General features: G+C 72.2%; 12 protein-coding genes and 2 pseudogenes. 7 read left to right on the forward strand and 7 right to left on the reverse strand.

Translation table 11 applies throughout. The features are described from left to right. The first annotated feature begins 91 nt into the window (after window positions 1-91). Window positions 92-1753 (forward strand): sulfatase, encoded by a 1662-nt coding sequence (locus ACFZDK_RS40465; RefSeq protein ID WP_390980341.1) that lies wholly within the window; start codon window positions 92-94, stop codon window positions 1751-1753. A 7-nt stretch (window positions 1754-1760) separates the two neighbouring features. Here ACFZDK_RS40465 and ACFZDK_RS40470 read toward each other — a convergent pair whose 3' ends face one another. The 4 genes from ACFZDK_RS40470 to ACFZDK_RS40485 form a co-directional block, all read right to left on the reverse strand. Beyond that, complete coding sequence (locus ACFZDK_RS40470) at window positions 1761-2597, reverse strand: alpha/beta fold hydrolase (protein WP_390980342.1); 837 nt, start codon at window positions 2595-2597, stop codon at window positions 1761-1763. 184 nt (window positions 2598-2781) lie between these two features. Then, the gene (locus ACFZDK_RS40475; protein ID WP_390980255.1) at window positions 2782-3501 is read right to left on the reverse strand and encodes a methyltransferase domain-containing protein; all 720 of its coding nucleotides are present in this window, start codon (window positions 3499-3501) and stop codon (window positions 2782-2784) included. Window positions 3502-3510: 9 nt separating this feature from the next. Then, entirely contained in the window at window positions 3511-5052 is a 1542-nt protein-coding gene (locus ACFZDK_RS40480) for a metallophosphoesterase (RefSeq protein ID WP_390980257.1), read from the reverse strand. Between the two features lie 82 nt (window positions 5053-5134). After that, window positions 5135-6637 carry a fatty acyl-CoA synthetase gene (locus ACFZDK_RS40485; RefSeq protein WP_390980259.1) on the reverse strand — a complete coding sequence of 501 codons (1503 nt, stop codon included), beginning with the start codon at window positions 6635-6637 and terminating at the stop codon, window positions 5135-5137. 107 nt (window positions 6638-6744) lie between these two features. Here ACFZDK_RS40485 and ACFZDK_RS40490 point away from each other — a divergent pair. From ACFZDK_RS40490 to ACFZDK_RS40505, 4 genes and pseudogenes are all read left to right on the forward strand, one after another. Beyond that, a pseudogene (locus tag ACFZDK_RS40490) lies at window positions 6745-7044 on the forward strand (penicillin acylase family protein); the annotation flags it as partial. A gap of 342 nt (window positions 7045-7386) precedes the next feature. Next, on the forward strand, window positions 7387-8715 hold the full coding sequence (locus ACFZDK_RS40495; RefSeq protein ID WP_390980261.1) for a cytochrome P450: 1329 nt from the start codon (window positions 7387-7389) through the stop codon (window positions 8713-8715). Next, window positions 8690-9730 carry a (-)-alpha-amorphene synthase gene (locus ACFZDK_RS40500; protein ID WP_390980264.1) on the forward strand — a complete coding sequence of 347 codons (1041 nt, stop codon included), beginning with the start codon at window positions 8690-8692 and terminating at the stop codon, window positions 9728-9730. Before ACFZDK_RS40495 ends, ACFZDK_RS40500 begins: the two co-directional genes overlap by 26 nt. Window positions 9731-9851: 121 nt before the next feature. Beyond that, window positions 9852-12761: an AAA family ATPase gene (locus ACFZDK_RS40505; RefSeq protein ID WP_390980266.1), complete on the forward strand. Its 2910-nt coding sequence runs from the start codon at window positions 9852-9854 to the stop codon at window positions 12759-12761. 1 nt (window position 12762) lies between these two features. On the opposite strand, the gene ACFZDK_RS40510 is transcribed toward ACFZDK_RS40505, so the two are convergent. After that, window positions 12763-14316, reverse strand: coding sequence for an AMP-binding protein (locus ACFZDK_RS40510; protein ID WP_390980268.1), 1554 nt, complete (start codon window positions 14314-14316; stop codon window positions 12763-12765). Next, entirely contained in the window at window positions 14313-15422 is a 1110-nt protein-coding gene (locus tag ACFZDK_RS40515; protein WP_390980270.1) for a nitronate monooxygenase, read from the reverse strand. Before ACFZDK_RS40515 ends, ACFZDK_RS40510 begins: the two co-directional genes overlap by 4 nt. A gap of 245 nt (window positions 15423-15667) precedes the next feature. Here ACFZDK_RS40515 and ACFZDK_RS40520 point away from each other — a divergent pair. Beyond that, window positions 15668-15865: pseudogene (locus tag ACFZDK_RS40520) on the forward strand (SDR family NAD(P)-dependent oxidoreductase); the annotation flags it as partial. Between the two features lie 77 nt (window positions 15866-15942). Here the strand turns inward: ACFZDK_RS40520 and ACFZDK_RS40525 are convergent. Further along, window positions 15943-17514, reverse strand: coding sequence for an FAD-dependent oxidoreductase (locus ACFZDK_RS40525; protein ID WP_390980273.1), 1572 nt, complete (start codon window positions 17512-17514; stop codon window positions 15943-15945). A gap of 118 nt (window positions 17515-17632) precedes the next feature. Between ACFZDK_RS40525 and ACFZDK_RS40530 the strand changes: the two genes are divergently transcribed. Further along, window positions 17633-18775 carry a hypothetical protein gene (locus ACFZDK_RS40530; RefSeq protein ID WP_390980276.1) on the forward strand — a complete coding sequence of 381 codons (1143 nt, stop codon included), beginning with the start codon at window positions 17633-17635 and terminating at the stop codon, window positions 18773-18775.

An 18775-nucleotide genomic window follows, 5' to 3' on the forward strand; every position in this document is an offset into this window, starting at 1 on the left:
ACGGCCGCATGGAAGGACCCCGGTGTCGCACCTCCCGCCGCCCCAGCCGCCGGGCACCGAAGGTCTGTCGGACGCGGATGCCCCGTCGGTGATGGCGGCGGCCGTCTCGGAAAGCGGCCGCTGGTCGGGGAGTCCCCGTGTCGCCCGGGGTGTCGCACTGGCGACGACGGTCATGGCCACCGTTCTGCTGCTGACCGCGCTGTCGCTGCCCAACCGGCTGGACCTGCTCACGCCGAAGGCGTTCCTGCGGCTGCCGGCCGAGGGGATCGTGCTCGCGGCCGTGCTGCTGGTGCTGCCGGGGCGTGCGCGGCGGGTCGCGGCGGCGGTGGCGGGCACGGGGCTCGGGGCGCTGACGCTCGTGAAGTGCCTGGACATGGGCTCCTACTCGGTGCTGGAGCGCCCGTTCGACCTGGTGCTCGACTGGAACCTGCTGGACGACGCGGCGGACTACCTGCGCGAGTCGTTCGGCCGAGCCAGTGAGGCCCTCGCCATCGCGGGGGCACTGCTCCTGGTCGTGGCCGTCCTGGCCGTCACCACGTTCGCCACGGTGCGGCTCGCCGACCGGATGGCCCGCCGACGCCCGCCCGCGGGCCGTACCACCCTGGTCCTGGCGGTCGCCTGGGTCACCTGCGCCACCTTCGGCCTCCAGCTGGGCGGCGCCCCCGTCGCCTCGACACTCGACGCCCAGCTGGTCGACGAGCGCCTCCGGGCGGTCCGCGCCGGTCTTGCGGACGCGCGTGGCTTCCGGGCGGAGTCCGCCCTCGACGCCTTCGCGAAGACCCCGCCGGACCGGTTGCTCACCGGTCTGCGCGGCAAGGACGTGCTGTTCACGTTCGTCGAGAGCTACGGCCGTACGGCGATCGAGGACCCGGCGATGGCACGGCAGGTCGGAGCGGTCCTCTCGGAGGGTTCCGCCTCGCTCAGGGCGGCCGGGTTCGACGCGCGCAGCGGCTGGCTGCGCTCCCCGGTGCTGGGGGCGGGCAGCTGGATGTGCCATGCCACGCTGCTGTCCGGGCTGTGGATCGACAACCAGCAGCGTTATCGCAACCTCGTCTCCGGCGACCGCATGACCCTCAACAAGTACTTCCGGAAGACCGGCGCGTGGCGCACGGTCGGTGTCGTCCCCGGTGTGCGGCGCGCCTGGCCGGAGGCGGGGTTCTTCGGTCTCGACCGAAGCTACGACTCCACGCATCTCGGCTACCGCGGCCCGTACTTCAGCTGGACGCCCGTCCCCGACCAGTTCACGCTGGAGGCCTTCGACCGCCTGGAGTTCGGGAGGAGGAACCGGCGCCCGATGATGGCGGAGATCGTCCTGGCCTCCAGTCACCAGCCCTGGGCGCCCCTCCCCCGCATGATCGACTGGAAGGACCTGGGCGACGGCTCGGTCTTCGGGCCGATCCAGCAGGCGGGGAAGGATCCGGCGGAGGTCTGGAAGGACACCGAGCGCATCCGCGCCGAGTACCGTGCCTCGATCGAGTACTCCCTGCGCAGCCTCTTCGGGTTCATGCGGCGCTACGCCGACGAGAACACGGTCCTGGTGTTCCTCGGTGACCACCAGCCCCGTCCGGAGGTCGTCGCGGGCAGCCCGCGCCGGGACGTCCCGGTCACGATCGTCGCCCATGACCCCAAGGTCCTCGACCGGGTCGCCGACTGGGGCTGGACGCCGGGCCTCAAGCCGGCCGGGGACGCCCCGATCTGGGCGATGAACCAGTTCCGCGACCGGTTCCTCAAGGCGTTCGGGCCGCGCGGGTGACCTCGGCTCAGGCGTCCAGGAAGCCGAGGGTGCGGCGGACGAACCACTCGGGGTCGTCGAGCCAGGGGTAGTGGGCGGTGCCGGGCTGGACGGCGACCTCGGCGTTCGGGAAGGCCTCGGCGGCGCGCCGGGCCAGCGCGGGGCTTGGGCCGCCGTCGAGTTCGCCGGCGTACACCAGCACGGGGGCGGTCAGGTCGCGCAGGACGGCCCGGGTGGCGTCCGGGGTGAAGGCACCCTCGGTGAAGTAGCGGTCGCCTGCCTCGTCGTTGGTCTGTTTCTCGGCGGCCGCGTCATGGGCCCGGGCGGCGTCGTCCCAGCGGCCGTAGAAGAAGGGCATCATGGCCTCGTCGAAGTCCCCCGTGCCTGTCAGCCATGTCTCCAGCGCGGGGAACGCCTCGTCGAACCAGGGCTCAGCCGACCGCAGCCGGGCCGCAGCCAGCCGTTCCTCGGGGGTCGGCCGCAGGCCCAGCGCCGAGGGGTTGCCGGTGATCAGCGCGAGCCGCCGTACCCGGTGCGGATGGGCCGCCGCGTACAGGATCGCCAGGCTCGCGCCCGCCGAGTGCGCCAGTACGTCCATGTGGTCGAGCCCCATGTGGGCGCGCAACATCTCCACGTCGTCGACCTGTCGGTCGCAGCGGTACGACGCCGGGTCGGCCGGTGGCGCGGAGTCGCCGGTCCCCCGCAGGTCGAGCAGGACCAGGCGGCGGTGGGCGGCCAGTCCGCCGAGGTCGCCGAGGTAGGCGGAGGCCCGCATGGGCCCGCCCGGGAGGACGACGAGCGGTTCGCCCTCGCCTCTGACGTGGTAGGCGAGACGGGTTCCGTCGGCTGCGGTGAAGGCGGGCATGCAGCCGATCATCGGGCGCGGCGGGGCCGTACCGCAACGGAGTTCGACCTCGGGGTGGAACGTCGCGGGCCTCAACACCAGTTCCACCAGTTCGGTCGAGCTCTGGTCCCAGGCGATCTGTGCGCCCGGCACTCAGACCGAGGTCGGGCCGCCCGCACGGGTCACCAAGTGAGCCGCAAGGGCGTCAGCCCCGCGGGGCCGGCTTGCTCACCCGGAACGCGAACTGTCCGCAGAACGTGAGCTTGCGCAGGTTCACCAGGGCCGTGTTGCGCTTGCTCTTGCGGGCCCAGGTGTCGATCTCGGTGTTGAGCGGTGACTCCTTCTGCCAGAACTTGCCGTACTCCTGTTTCCGTGAGGCGTGGTAGGTGCGCATGATCAGGGTCACGCCGTCGAGCGAGGGCCGGATCTCCTCCAGGGCGAGCCCGGCCTCCTCGACGAGCACCCGGAACCCGTACGGCGTGTAGTTCCACAGGCTGAAGGAGTGGTAGGGCTCGAACTGGGAGGTGCTGCCGATGAACAGGCCGCCCGGGCGCAGCACTCTGCCCACCTCGGCGAGCAGTTCCCTGGGCCGGGCGACGTGTTCGAAGACCTGGTGCGAGTAGACGAGCGGCACGGCGTCGGAGCGGAACGGCAGGTTGACGCCGTCGAAGTACACCACGCTGTCGCCGCCGGGCCGGCGCTGCGCGGCCTCGGGCGAATCGCGGATGTCGACGCCGACCCAGCGGACGCCGGAGTCGTGCTTGCGGAAGAGGTCGGCCGACGTGCCCCGCCCGCACCCGAGGTCGACCACCCGGTCCGGTGCCTGCGGCGAGCTCATGGCCTCGTCGAGGTAGTAGCGGGAGGTGACCTGGCGGGCGTGGTCGTCGGGGATGCAGTCGTGCATGAGGTCCCACAGGGTCGCCATGGCCCCACGCTACGGAGGTGGCCTTCCCTGGGCCACATCCAGGCCGGGGTTCGGGACGGCCGTCATCCCTTGGGACGAACGGGACAGCGCGGACGGGGGCACCGGGCGGCTGATGCCGGACAGGTCGTGGGCGGCCACGCTGTTGCGGTCGGCGACCGTGCGGCCGAGGGCGTGGTACGGCCAGAGCCCGCCGGCCTGCCGGCGGCTGCGCTCGGTCCACTCCAGGGCCTCGGCGGCGCGGGCCCGGAAGAAGTTGAGCGCGTAGCCGCCGGAGTGGATCCGCAACAGGAGGAATCCGCCGGGGTACTCCTTGGCCGCGCCGACCTCCTGCAGGGTCACGTGCGGGGCGAGGGGCACCCGGGTGCGTTTGTTGCGGTGGGTGTGGCCGGCGTGGTGGAGGAACACACCGGGGGCGGTGGCGTAGGCCCGCAGGATCGCGCGGGCCTGGCGGCGGCCCAGGCGCTGGCCGGGGCTCACCGGGAAGAGGGCGTCCCGGACCGTGAGCGGATGGTGTCCGAAGACCACGGTGGGCTGTTCCCGGTGCGCGCGCAGCCGGCGCCGGAACCAGGACAGCTGCTCGGCCCCGAGGCCGCCGGTGTCGGCGCCGTTGCCCCGCTTGTCGTAGGTGTCGAGGCCGATGATCCGCAGGCCGCCCACGTCGTGCTCGAAGTAGCCGGGCCGGTCCTGGCCGCCGAAGACACGGTGGAAGGGGTCGTCCTCGCGGGCACCGCGGTCGTGGTTGCCCCGGACGACGAGGTAGTCCCGGCCGTGGGTGCCGAAGCCGTCCAGGATCCGTCTGGCCTGTCCCAGGTCGCGCGGCCCGCCGCCCGCGGAGATGTCGCCGGCGGCCAGCAGCAGTTGGGCGCCCCGGTCGCGGGCCTCGTCCACCACGGCCCGGCTCATGAGCTCCGGGTAGGGGGCGAGCCCCGACCGCTGGGCCACTCCGCGCAGGAAGGGCACGCCGGCCACCAGGCCGGCGATCGTCTCGCCGATGTGCAGGTCGTTGCAGAGGGCGACGGAGAGGAGGTGGCGGCCGGGCGGGGGCTGCGGGGTGGTGAAGGAGTAGGGGCCGCCGGGCGAGCCGAGGCCGTGCCGGGAGGTGCCGGCGGCGTTGCCGCGGACCAGGTGCAGGGCGGTGGGTGTGGCGGGCACGCCGTGGGAGCGGGCCTGGTAGTAGTAGGTCTGCCCCGGCTCCAGGCCGGTGAGTTCGACGTGGTGGTTCGCCGTGGGCCGGTCCTCGCCCGCGGTGCGGTTGAGGCGGGCAGGGTGGGTGCCGTAGACGACCTCGCCCTCGGTGACGGCGGGCAGCATCCGGCCGGTGCCGTCGTCGGTGCCGGGCTGGGCGGTGTGCCAGGTGAGGACGGCGCGGTCCTCGGTGAGGGTGACCAGTTCGAGGTGGACGGCGGCGAGGGAGCGGGGTGGACGGGGGCGGGCCGTGAGGGCGGCGGACCGGAGCAGGGCGGGCGCGAGCAGGAAACCGGAGCGCAGTACCTCGCACGGGCCGGGTATGCCCGCGAGCGCGCCGAGGGGGACGGGGAAGCAGCAGCGCATGTCTGCTATGTGCCTGGCCCCGGTGAACGGCGGACGTGGTACCGGAAGACGCGCACGGTATGGAACCAGACTTCTTGGCTCCTCACGAGGCGTCACCGAACCGCTCCCGCAGCTCCCGCTTCAGGATCTTGCCGCTGGCGTTGCGGGGCAGCGCGTCCACGAACAGGACCCGCTTGGGTGCCTTGAAGGCAGGCAGCTTCTCCTTCACATGGGCGATCAGCCCGGCCTCGTCGACCTCGCCGCGCGGCACCACGACCGCGGTGACCGCCTCGATCCACCGTTCGTCGGACAGGCCGATCACGGCGGCCTCGGCGACCCCCTCGTGGGTGTAGAGGGCGTCCTCCACCTGCCGTGAGGCGACCAGTACGCCACCGGAGTTGATGACGTCCTTCACCCGGTCGACGATCGTGTAGTAGCCGTCGGCGTCGCGTACCGCGAGGTCGCCGGAGTGGAACCAGCCGTCGCGGAAGGCCGCCTCGGTCTCCTCGGGCTTGTCCCAGTACCCCTCGCACAGTTGCGGTGAGCGGTAGACGATCTCACCGGGGGTGCCGTCGGGGACGTCCGCGCCGTCCTCGCCGACCACCCGTGCCTCCACGAACAGCACGGTGCGGCCGCACGAGTCCAGCCGTCCCTTGTGCTCCTCGGGCGCGAGCACGGTGGCGAGCGGCCCGATCTCGCTCTGCCCGAAGCAGTTGAACAGGGCGAGTTTCGGGAGCCGTTCCCGCAGCCGTTCGAGGACGGGCACCGGCATGATCGACGCCCCGTAGTAGGCCTTGCGCAGTCCGCTCAGGTCGCGGGTCGCGAAGTCGGGCCGGTTGGACAGGCCGATCCACACGGTGGGCGGTGCGAACAGGCTGTCCACGCGCCCGGTTTCGACCAGGTCGAAGAGGGTGTCGCCGTCCGGCCCGTCGAGGATGACGTTGGTCGCGCCCACCGCCAGGTAGGGCAGCAGGAACACGTGCATCTGGGCCGAGTGGTAGAGCGGCAGCGCGTGCGCGGGCCGGTCCCCGGCGCTCAGGTCGAGGGCGGCGATGGCGCTCAGGTACTCGTGCACCAGCGCCCGGTGGGTCATCATCGCGCCCTTGGGCAGCGCCGTGGTGCCGGAGGTGTACAGCAGCTGCACCAGGTCCTCGGTGCGCGGTTCGGGCCCGTCGTACGGCGCCGCGTCCGCGAGCCGGTCGAGGAGCGAGCCGTCGGTGTCCCGCAGCGGCAATACCCGTACGCCGTCCGGGAGTCGCCCGGCGAGGCCGGGGTCGGCGAGGACCAGCGCACTGCCCGACTGGCCGACGACGTACGCGAGATCGTCGCCGGTCAGGTTCTGGTTGACGGGAACGTGCACCAGGCCGGCCCGGGCGCAGGCGAGGAACGCGATCAGGTAGGCGTCGGAGTTGTGCCCGTATGCGCCGACCCGGTCGCCGCGGTCCAGGCCCTGGTCGAGCAGTACCGTCGCCGCGCGTGAGACGGCGTCGTCGAGTTCCTCGTACGTCCAGCGCCGCCCGCCGTACTCCACCGCCACCCGCGCGGGGGTGCGCCGGGCGCTGCGCCGCAGCACCCCGTCAACCGTGCTGCCCTGTCCCTGCGTCATGACTCATGATCCTCGGCCCGTCGCCGGGGCAGGTCAAGCACCGTCGCGACAGATCATCCGGACCGGAGGTCAACTTCCTTTTCTCGCACCACAGTTGGGAGGCACAGATGCGTACCGCCCATGTGCGAAGACTGCTCGTCGCAGCCGTCGCCCTGCTCACCGCGTCGGCCGCGTTACCGGCCGCCGCGGCCGGGCCGCCGACCCGCCAGGACCGTCCCGCGCACGGCGGGCTGTCCGCCGTCGTCCGCTACACCGAGTACGGCATTCCGCACATCCTCGCCGAGGACTACGCGGACCTCGGCTTCGGTACCGGCTGGGCGCAGGCCGCCGACCAGGTCTGCACGCTCGCCGACGGCTTCGTGACCGTGCGCGGCGACCGCTCGCGCTTCTTCGGGCCCGCCGCGGCCGCGGCGGTGCCGGCCGCCACGTGGTCCCGTCCCGCGCCTGGGGCGGGACCGCACTCATGGGGCGAGAGGAATGCACTGTTGATGCACAAGGCAGCAGAAGCCGTTCACGCTTTGTGCAATTTGCTTCAGCGTGCCTCCGTGCGCCCCTTTGGAGAAAGCTTTCGGGAGACCTGAAACCCTTCAACTGGGCAGGACACGTCTCGCACCGGACAGGAGGCTTTCATGAACCGTGCTGCGCCTGAACAAAAACGGACTTGGACGACAGGTACTGCTCCCGGCATATTCCCTCTTCTCGGTCACGGTATCGCCTTATACCGTCGCCCGCTGGCGTTTCTGAATTCTTTGCCCGCCCACGGGGACCTGGTCGAGATACGCCTGGGCCCCCGGCGTGCCTGGATGGTGTGTCACCCGGAGCTGGCCCACGAGGTGCTCATGGATCCGCACACCTTCGACAAGGGGGGCCCGCTCTACGACAGGCTCGGGAAACTGATGGGCGACGGTCTGGTCACCTGCCGTCAGTCCACCCACCGCGACAAACGCAGGCTGCTGCAACCGGGATTCCGCCCGTCCCATGTCGCCGCGTACACGGACCTCGTCACCGAGGAAGCCGAGTCGGTGTGCGAGGGGTGGCAGACGGGCCGGACCGTTCCGGTCACCGAGGCCATGATGACCCTCACGACCCGCACGATCAGCCGGGTCCTGCTCTCCGACTCGCTGGACGACCCGACGACCGCCCAGGTCCGGGACTGTCTCGCCGACGTCGTGCGCGGCCTCTTCGTCCGTACGGTCGTCCCGATCGACGCCCTGTTCCGCCTGCCCACCCCCGCCAACCGCCGCTACCGGCACGCCCTCTCACGCCTGCACGCCATCATCGACACGGTGATCGCGCAGCGCCGCCGGGGCCCCGACCGGGACGACGTGCTGGGAACGCTCCTGGCGGCGGCGCACGGCGCCGGGGACGGCCCGTCGATCACCGACCAGGAGATCCACGACCACCTGATCACCCTGCTGCTCACGGGCGCCGAGACCACCGCCCTGTGCCTGGCCGCGGCCTTCGATCTGCTGGCCCGGCATCCGGAGGCCGAGCGGCGTCTGCACGCCGAACTGGACACCGTCCTCGCCGACGGCCGCCGGCCCGGCCCCGACGATCTGCCACACCTCGTACGGACCCGGTGCGTGGTCTCCGAGACGCTGCGCCACTCGTCGCCGGGCTGGCTCTTCACCCGGGTCGCCACCAGGGAGACGGAACTCGCCGGGCGCCGGCTCCCCGCGGGGGCCACCGTGCTCTACAGCCCCTACCTCCTGCACCACGACCCGGCGTCCTTCCCCGACCCCGAGCGGTTCGACCCCGACCGCTGGCTGCCGGGGCGGCCCACCGCCGCACAGCGCCGCGCGACGATGCCGTTCTCCGTGGGCAACCGCAAATGCCTCGGGGACGAGTTCGCCATGGTGGAGGCCACGTTGGCGCTCGCGACCATCGCCGCCCACCGGCGCCTGCGCCATCTGCCCGGCCACACCCCCCGGCCGCCCCGGCCCGCGATCACGCTGGGGCCACGATCGCTGGTCATGGCCTGCGAGGCACGCACGCGGACCCCGTCGCCCCGAGCCGCGGGCGCCCCTCACACCTCACATTCCAGGACGGCAGGTGATCACGTTGTCGACAACGCATGAGGAACGCACGGTCGGTGTACGGAACGGAACCCACGTCTCCGACCTCGGCGACCTGATCGACCGCCATCTCCGCATGCCCTTTCCCTTCGCGCGCAACTCCTGTGAATCCGATGCGGAATCCGGCGTCGACGCATGGCTGAGCGCCTGGGGGCTGACCGGCGAACCAGGTGTGGCGGCGATGATCGCCCGGACCCGCCCCGCCCAGCTCGCTTCCTGCACCAGCCCCGCCGTGGACCCGGATCTCCTCCAGATCGTGGCCAACCAGATCGCCTACCAGTTCGTCTTCGACGACCGCGCGGAGGACGTCGGCCGGCGTTCCCCGGGCCTGCTGCTGCCCATGCTGTGCGAGAGCGTCGCGATCCTGCGGGACGGCCAGGCACCCACGTCTCCTCTCGGAGCGGCCCTCGCCGACCTCCACCGGCAGGTCCGGGAGCGGTGCACACCCGCGCAGGCCGCGCGGTGGGCCTGGAAGAGCCGCGAATACGTCCACGGCCTGCTGTACGAAGCGGTCGCACAGGCCCAGCCCTTTGCCCCGCGGACGGTGGAGTGCACCTCGATACGGTCGCTGACCGCGGGCGTCGAGCCGTTCTACCCGTTGTACGAGGCCGCCCAGCCCTGCGAGGTGCCCCTGGCCGAACTCCACCACCCCGGCGTACTGCGGCTCAGCAGGCTGTCGGCCGACGCGGCCGTGTGGACGGCCGACCTGTTCTCCGCGGTGAAGGAGCAGCGCGCGGGCGAAATGATCAACCTGGCCCTGGCGTACCAGCGCGAGCGCCGTTGCTCCCTGCAGATGGCCGTCTTCCTGGCCGTCCAGCAGATCAACGGCGCGATCGGGGAGTTCCAGAGGATCTACCATGCGATCGAACCGGAGTTGAGCCCGGCCGGCGTCGGCTACGTGGAGGGCATGATCGGCTGGATCCGCGGGTGCTACCAGTGGTCCCGGACGGTACCGCGCTACTCGGACGTGGCCTCGGTCCCCGTCGCAGGCCTCCATCCGGCGCCTCGTACCCGGTGAGCGGGTATTCTCCCGTCCCCGGTCGATGATTCACCCTATAGTGCTCAATCCGTCCTATCGCACCTGCTCGGGGCGTACGCTCGGCTGTCCCGCAGGCCGAACGAAGAGGGCGGTACGGCACATGGCGACGGAGCTGCGGCAACCGGTCACGGACCCGGAGACGTTGATCGAGCGCCAAGGGGAACTCCATGCCCTGGACGCCGCGTTCAAGGAGCTGCGCCGCAGCGCGGACGGTGTGCCGCGAGCACGGCGCAAGGGACTGCTGGCCTTCACCGGGTCGGCCGGACTGGGCAAGACGGCGCTCGTCACGGAGGCACGTGCCCGGGCCACGGCACACGGGTTCACCGTGCTGTCGGGCCGGGGCGGCGAGGCGGAACAGAGTTCGGCGTTCCGCGTGGTGCGCCAGTTGCTGCAGCCCTCCCTGGCGAGGATGGACGAGGCGGAACTCCACGCCTTCCTGGGGAGTTGGTACGACACCGTCGCCGCCGTGCTCGGTCTCGAGGCGAAGGGGCCCGCCCCCGCGCCGGACGCGACCGGCGTCCGCGAGGGGCTCGACTGGGTCATGACGCGCCTCGCGGTGAAGAAGGCGCCCGTCGTCCTGCTCCTGGACGATCTGCACTGGACGGACCCCGAGTCACTGAGCTGGCTCGCCTCCTTCGCACCGCGGATCGACGACCTGCCCCTGCTGATCGTGGTCGCCTACCGGCCCGACGAACTTCCGTCCGAGGCGGTCCCGCTGCGCACGCTCGCGGGGGATCACGGGGGCCGCCCCCACGACCTGGCCCTGCTCACGCCCGAGGGCGTGGCACAGATCGTCAGGAGCGAGATCGGGGAGGCGGCCGAGGACCGCTTCTGCAAGGAGTGCTGGTCGGCCACGAACGGCAGCCCCTTCGAGACGGTGGAGCTGGCCATCGGACTCGGCGAGCGGAGACTGGGCGGCACCGACGACGACCTGCCCGCGATGCGCGAGCTCGCCGCGATGATCAAGGGCCCGGGACTGATCGAGCGTCTGGAACGGCTCGGCACGGCGACCGTCCGGTTCGCGCACACCGCGGCCGTGCTGGGCTCGCCCTTCTCGCCCCAGCTCGCCGCGACCATCGCGGTGCTCGGCGAGGAGGCCGTCGCCGAGGCGACCGAGAAGCTGCGCGGCGCCCGGATCCTGGCCGAGGGCCACGGCCCCGAGGGGGAGCTGGAGTTCGTCCACCCCCTGATCACCACGACGATCTACCGGTCCATCCGCACGGCCTTCCGGACCGGTCTGCACAACACGGCCGCACAGGCTCTGCTGGCCGCGGGGTACGGGCCCACCGCCGCGGCCCGGCACCTGATGGAGGTCCCCTGCGAGGACCGTCCGGAGACGGTCGCCTGTCTGCGCGAGGCAGCCCGCGCGTACCTGCGCGCCGGTGCCACCGAGGCGGCCGGGCGGCTACTGACCCGTGCGCTGCAGGAGCCGCCGCTGCCCGAGGACCGTGCCGCGGTGCTCCACGAACTGGCCTGCGCCACGTTCCTGATCGAGCCCACGGCCACGGTCAGGCATCTGCGGCAGGCGCTGGCGCAGCCCCGCGTCGACCCCGATCTGCGTGCCTCCATCGTCTACCGGCTGACGACGGCCATGGCCCACACCGACCAGCTGGCCGAAGCCGTGGCCGTGGCCGCCGAAGAGGCGCGCAAGGCCACGAGTCCCCGCGTCAAACTGCGGATGCAGGCCGACCAGTTCGTCTGGAGCATGGTGCGTTCCGACGACCACGACTCCCCGGCGCGCTCCCGGACGATGGCCCGCCTGGCCGAACAGCTGCCCGGCCGCAGCCTGGAGGAGCGCTACATCCTGGGACTGCGGGCCTGGGACGCGGCCATGCGCGGCGAGCCGAGGCGGATCTCACTCGGGTATGCCGAGAAGGCCCTGCACGGCGGTATGAGCTGGACCGGCGAGAACCGGGGGTTCGAGGTACCCCTCTCCGTCGCCCTGGTGTTCCTCTACGGCGACCAGCCGCACCGGGCCGAGGCGCTGTTCGACCAGGGGATCGCCGATTGCATCGCCAAGGGCTGGCACGGCTCCCATCTGGCCTTCGGCCAGACCATCGCCGGGTACATCCGCTATCGCCGGGGCAGTCTGGCCGAGGCCGAGGACGTCGTACGGGAGGGGCTGCGCATCGCGGACAAGATGGACGGGGTCGTGGCCGCCCGGTGGTTCGGCATGAGCATCCTCATCAAGACGCTGCTGGCCCGCGGGCGTGTCGCCGAGGCACGCGCGCTCGCCGACGAGCACGCGTTCGACGAGACTCCCCTCAACACGGTCATCTATCCCGACCCCCGCACCGTCTACGCCGAACTCCTCCTCGCGGAGGGGCGGCACGCCGAGGCGGCGCGGCTGCTGGCCGCGGTCGGGGAGTGGCTGGACGGGCGGGGCTGGCGCAATCCAGCCTGGTGCCCCTGGAAGCTGCGGCTGGCGTCCGCGCTCGCCCCCACCGCTCCGGAGGAGGCGGTGGGTCACGCCGAGGACGCCGTGCGGCGGGCCCGGGACTTCGGTGCCGCCTCCGCGATCGGCCAGGCGCTGCACACGCTCGCCGAGGTGACCGGCGGGCCGGCCGCCGTGGACCTGTACGCGGCGGCGGTCGAAAGTCTGGAGCAGTCGCCCGCCGCCTACGAACTCGCCCGCGCCCAGATCGGCCACGGTGCCGCACTGTCCCGCAACGGGCGGCTGCAGGAGGCCGCCGACCGGCTCTACCAGGGTCTGGAAGGCGCCGTGCACTGCGGGGCCGAGTCGCTCGCCGCCCGGGCCAGGGAGGAGCTCTCGGCGGCCGGGATGCGCCCCCTGCCGTTGCGGTATGTGCCGGCGGACACCCTGACCCCGCAGGAGCAGCGCACCGCCGAGCTGACCGTCCAGGGGCAGCCGGTGGCGGTGGTCGCCAAGGAGCTGCGGCTCACCGAGCAGGGCGTGCGGCAGCTGCTGTCCCGGATCTACCGCAAGATCGGCACCGACTCGGCCGGCCTCGCCGGGTACCTGGAGGCCCGTTCCCGCCCGCACTCCTGAGTCAGACGGGCCGGGTGCGCCCCTCCCAGTACGGGTCCCGCAGGCGCCGCTTGTACAGCTTGCCGTTGGGGTCGCGGGGCATCTCGGCGATGAAGTCGACGGTCTTGGGGCGTTTGTAGCCCGCCAGTTGTCCGGCGCAGTGGGCGAGGAGGGCGGCGGCGAGGTCCGGTCCCGGCTCGTGTCCCGGGGCGGGTTCGACGACGGCCTTGACCTCCTCGCCCCAGTCGTCGTGCGGGATGCCGAAGGCGGCGGCGTCGGCGACGGCGGGGTGGGCGAGCAGGGCGGACTCGATCTCGGCCGGGTAGATGTTGACCCCGCCGGAGATGATCATGTCGATCTTGCGGTCGCGGAGGAAGAGGTAGCCGTCCTCGTCGAGGTAGCCGAGGTCACCGACGGTGAAGAAGTCGCCGATGCGGTTCTTCTCCGTCTTGGCCTCGTCCTTGTGGTAGGAGAAGCCGCCGGTGTTCATCTTCATGTAGACGGTGCCGAGTTCACCGGCCGGCAGCCGGTTGCCGTCGTCGTCGAAGACCGCGAGTTCGCTGATGGGCCAGGCCTTGCCGACGGTGCCGGGCTTCTTCAGCCAGTCCTCGGCCGTGGCGAAGGCGCCGCCGCCCTCGCTGGCCGCGTAGTACTCCTCCACGCTGGGGCCCCACCAGTCGAGCATCGCCCGCTTGACGTGGTCCGGGCAGGGGGCGGCGCCGTGGATGGCGTGCCGCATGGACGAGACGTCGTAGCGTGCGCGCACCTCCTCGGGGAGGGCGAGCAGCCGGTGGAACTGGGTCGGGACCATGTGGGTGTGCGTGCACTTGTGGGTGTCGATCAGGCGGAGCATCTCCTCGGGGGTCCACTTGTCCATCATCACCAGGCGGTGGCCTATGTGGAGGGACGCGCCCGCGAACTGCAGGACGGCCGTGTGGTAGAGCGGCGAGCAGACCAGGTGGACGTTGTCGCCGAAGGGCCGGATGCCGAAGATGCCGAGGAAGCCGCCCAGGTAGGCCTCCTCGGGGAGCTTGCCGGGCAGCGGGCGACGGATGCCGCGGGGGCGGCCCGTCGTACCCGAGGTGTAGTTCATGACCCAGCCGAGTTCGCGGTCGGCGGGGGCCGACCCGGGCTGTCCGGCGAGGAGTTCGGCGTACGGGCGGAAGCCCTCGACCTCGCCGACGGCGTACCGGTGGGTGGCCGGGAGGCCGGCCTCGTCGGCGGCCTGGCGGGCGGGGCCGGCGAACCGTTCGTGGGCGAGCAGCACCTTGGCGCCGGAGTCCGCGACGATCCAGGCGATCTCCGGGGCGACGAAGTGGTGGTTGACGGGGACGAGGTAGAGGCCGGCCTGGGTGGCGGCGAGGTACGCGGTGAAGAACTCGGGCCCGTTGGGCAGGACGACCGCGAAGGCGTCGCCGCGGCGCAGACCGGCCGCGCGCAGTCCGTGGACGAGGCGGTTGGTGTCCGTGAGCAGGCGTCCGGCGGTCCATTCCTCGCCGTCGGGTGCGACGAGCACCGTGCGGTCGGGGTCGCTGGTGGCCTGGGCCCAGAATCCGGCGGGGGGCGTGCTGGTCACGTGCCGCTCCTTCCGGCGATGCGGTTGATGTGGTCGACGGCCTGTTCGAAGCCCCGGGTGAGGTCGTCGAAGACGGCCTGGACGCTGCGCTCGCTGGTCATACGGCCGACGATCTGGCCGACGGGGGTGCCGAGCAGGGGTTCGACCTCGTACTTCTGGATGCGGGTGAGGGCCTCGGCGACGAGCAGGCCCTGCAGCGGCATGGGGAGGGTGCCGGGCCCGCTCGGGTCGTCCCAGGCGTCGGTCCACTCGGTGCGCAGCTGGCGGGCCGGTTTCCCGGTCAGGGCGCGGGAGCGGACCGTGTCGCCCGAGCCGGCGGCGAGGAGTTTGCGGGTCACGGCGGGCGAGGAGAGGTCGGCCTCGGTGACGGTCAGCCACAGGGAGCCCAGCCACACTCCCTGGGCGCCGAGACTGAGCGCGGCCGCCACCTGCCGGCCGCTGCCGATCCCGCCCGCCGCCAGCACGGGCAGCGGGGCGACGGCGTCGACCACCTCCGGGGTGAGCACCATGGTGGCGATCTCCCCCGTGTGGCCGCCGGCCTCGTAGCCCTGCGCCACGACGATGTCGATGCCGGCGTCCTTGTGCTTCACGGCGTGCCGGGCGCTGCCCGCGAGCGCGGCGACCAGGACGCCCCGGTCGTGGGCGCGGGCGACGACATCGGCGGGCGGGGAGCCGAGGGCGTTGGCGAGCAGCCGGATCGGATAGTCGAAGGCGACGTCCAGCTGGGTGCGGGCGACCTGCTCCATCCATCCGGTGATGCGCCAGCCGGACGCCTCCCCGTCGGCGAGTTCGGGCACGCCGTGCTTGGCGAGGGTGTCGCGGACGAACTGCCGGTGTCCTTCGGGGATCATCGCCTCGACGTCGGCCTCGCTGACGCCCTCCACCTTCTTGGCGGGCATCACGACGTCGAGCCCGTACGGCTTCCCGTCGATGTGCGCCTCGATCCAGTCGAGGTCGCGTTTGAGGTCGTCGGGGGCGGTGTAGCGGACCGCGCCGAGCACTCCGAAGCCGCCGGCCCGGCTGATGGCCGCGGCGACGGCGGGAAAGGGCGTGAAGCCGAAGACGGCGTGCTCGACTCCCAGGGTCTTGCTCAGCTCCGTCTGCATGGGCGCAGGATGCCGCAGCCGGGCAGCCGACGGAAGAGGTTTTCTGATGCTCCGTCAGATTTCTCGAAGTGCTCTCGTCCGGGGTCGGTGCCGGGTTCCGGGTGGCCCTGCTCGACCGCGAGCGCGGTGCGGGCGGTCTCCGGCCGCCGGCACACGCCCGACGTACTGGTCAACAACGCCGCCCGTGCGGTGCCGGGACCAACCTGCGCAGTGTCCTCGCGCTGACCCTGCTGTGCGCGCCGGCGATGCAGGAGTGCCGGTGGGGACGGGTCGTCGACCTCGCCTGCCTGGCGGGCCGGCAGGGCGGCACGCTCGCGGGCGCCCACTACTCCGCGACCAAGGCCGGTGTGCTGGTCCTGACCACGGTGTTCGCCCGGGAGCCGGCGGCGTACGGCGTGACGGTGAACGCGGTCGCCCCGGCGGCCGTCGAGACACCGGCGGTGGCGGAGCTCGGCGCGCCGGCGGTGTCCGCGGCGGCGGGCATCCCGGTGGGACGGCGGGGCGCACATGCGCTGACGCGTCAGCCGTCCGCCCCCTCCAGCACCGCCATCGCCGCGTTGTGCCCCGGCACCCCGCTCACCCCTCCCCCGCGCACCGCGCCCGCCCCGCACAGCAGCACGTTGGCGTGCCGGGTCTCGACGCCCCAGCGGCCGGTGGTGTCCTGGGCGTAGGGCCAGGAGAGGTCGCGGTGGAAGATGTTGCCGCCGGGCAGCCGGAGGTCGTGTTCGAGGTCCAGGGGGGTCTTCGCCTCGATGCAGGGACGGCCGTCCGCGTCCAGGGCGAGGCAGTCGGTGATCGGCTCGGCGAGGTGGGCGTCGAGCTGGGCGAGGGTGGCCTTGAGGAGTTCCGCGCGGACGGCGTCGTTGTCGGCGGCGAAGAGCCGGGCGGGGGTGTGCAGACCGAAGAGGGTGAGGGTCTGGTAGCCGCGTTCGACCAGGTTCCGGCCGAGGATCGTGGGATCGGTCAGGGAGTGGCAGTAGATCTCGGAGGGCGGGGCGCTGGGGAGCCGGCCGGCCGCCGCCTCGGCGTGGGCGGTGGCCAGTTGGCCGTACCCCTCGGCGATGTGGAAGGTGCCGGAGAAGGCCTCGCGCGGGTCGACGGCGGTGTCGCGCAGCCTGGGCAGCCGCTTGAGCAGCATGTTCACCTTGAGCTGGGCGCCCTCGGCGGGCTCCGGGGCCGGGTCGCCGGTGAGGGCGGCGAGTTCCTGCGGGGAGGCGTTGACGAGGACGTGCCGGGCGGCGGCCACCCCCTCGCCGTCGGCGGTGCGGTAGGCGACCTCCGCACCGTGGCCGTCCGTCTCGATCCGGACCGCCTCGTGGCCGGTGGCGAGCTCCGCGCCCGCCGAGCGCGCGGCGGCGGCCAGCGCGTCGGTGAGGGCGCCCATGCCGCCCACCGGCACGTCCCAGGCGCCGGTGCCGCCGCCGATGACGTGGTAGAGGAAGCAGCGGTTCTGGCGCAGCGAGGCATCGTGGGCGTCGGCGAAGGTGCCGATCAGCGCGTCGGTGAGGACGACGCCGCGCACCAGGTCGTCGGTGAAGTTCTCCTCGATCGCGACCCCGATCGGCTCCTCGAACAGCTCCCGCCAGGCCTCCTCGTCGTCGATCCGGCGGCGCAGTTCCTCGCGCGAGGGCAGCGGATCGGTGAGCGTCGGGAAGACGCGCTCGGCCACCCGGGCGGTCCTGCCGTAGAACCGCTGCCAGGCCTGGTACTCCGTCTTGCCCCCGGTCAGTCGTTCGAAGGCCTCGCGGATCCGCCGCTCGCCGCCGCCGACCAGCAGACCGGTCGGCCGGCCGTCGCGCTCCACGGGCGTGTACGACGAGACGGTCCGGGCGCGGACGCGGAAGTCCAGGCCGAGATCACGGACGATCTTCTTCGGCAACAGGCTGACCAGGTAGGAGTAGCGGGACAGCCGGGCGTCGACGCCGGCGAAGGGGCGGGTCGAGACGGCGGCGCCGCCGGTGTGGCCCAGCCGCTCCAGCACCAGCACGGAGCGGCCGGCCCGGGCCAGATAGGCGGCCGCGACGAGGCCGTTGTGTCCGCCGCCGACGATGACGACGTCGTAGGTCCGGGATGCTGTGGTGGCAGGAGGCATGGTTCTTCGTAACACGTGATGATCCACCGGGGAAGCCAAACGATTCTGTGGTGACTTGTTCCCTCCAGTTGGACCAGACGTCGTCAAGTCCGCGCGGGCGTCCGTCGAGAAGTCGCGCATGGGAAAGGTGAGGGCGTGGACGGCGAGGGCACGTACCTCGTTCGCCGAGAGGGCCCCGTTCTGGGCCTCTCGCGGCGAGCTGGGCGCGTGGGAGCAGCGGGAGATCCTCCGGGGAAGGATCGCCGAACTGGAAGCGGTGCTCGACGCGGTCGCGGCGCGAGCGCAGGCGGACATCGGGGCGAACGGTGCGGATCCGTGCTACGCGGAGAAGGCGCGCGCGGAGCTCCAGGCCGCCAAGGACACCATCAGTCACAAATGGCATCCGACGATGAGGCGCGCCGCTCACCTGGGCGTGGCGCAGTCACATGTCGACTCCGCGCTGAATCTCATGGTCTGGATGTCGTCGCTCGACGACATCACGGCACATCTGCCGGACATCGTGGCCCGCATCGACGAGCACTTCGCCCCCGGTGACCCCCGCCGCATCCGCAGCGCGGCGATCGCCCGCAAGCTGAACGATCCGAAGAACGCCGAGCTGAGACCCGGCGACCGCGCCTTCCTCGCCGAGACGATCAGTCTCGCGCGGCGGCTCAAGCGCAGGGAGACGCTCCGCGTACGCAGCTTCGTACGGATCGTCAAGGTCGTCACGGTATGCCTGACCGTCGGCGCGGTCGCCATCGCCGTCGCGGGCTACCTGTGGAAGCACGTGGTCCCGCTCTGCTTCACACCTCACACCGGCCAGAGGTACTCCATCGTCTGCCCGACGAGCAGCGCGACCGCCGGCCTGACCCGGCCGACCACCACACAGGTCGCCGCAATCACGCGCCGGGCGGACTACCTCGTCGTCGAGGTGGTCGGCATCGTGGCCGCGTCGATCGCCTCCGCGGCGGCCCTGCGGCGGATCAGGGGCACGGCACTGCCCTACGACGTCCCGGTCGTCCTGGCGCTGCTGAAACTGCCCACCGGGGCGTTGACGGCGGTCCTCGGGCTGCTGCTGATGCGGGGCGGTTTCGTGCCGGGGCTCAGCGCCCTCGACTCGACGGCGCAGATCATCGCCTGGGCCATTGTCTTCGGCTACTCCCAGCAGCTGTTCACGAAGTGGGTGGACAATCAGGGACAGGCCCTGCTGGACGCCGTGCGCGGTCCGCAGAGTCCCGGCACGCCCAGCGACAAGCGCCCCTGCGAGCCCCCGGGCCCCTGA

Origin of the sequence: Streptomyces sp. NPDC007901 (genome assembly GCF_042959465.1) — a bacterium.
Taxonomy (GTDB): Bacteria; Actinomycetota; Actinomycetes; order Streptomycetales; family Streptomycetaceae; genus Streptomyces.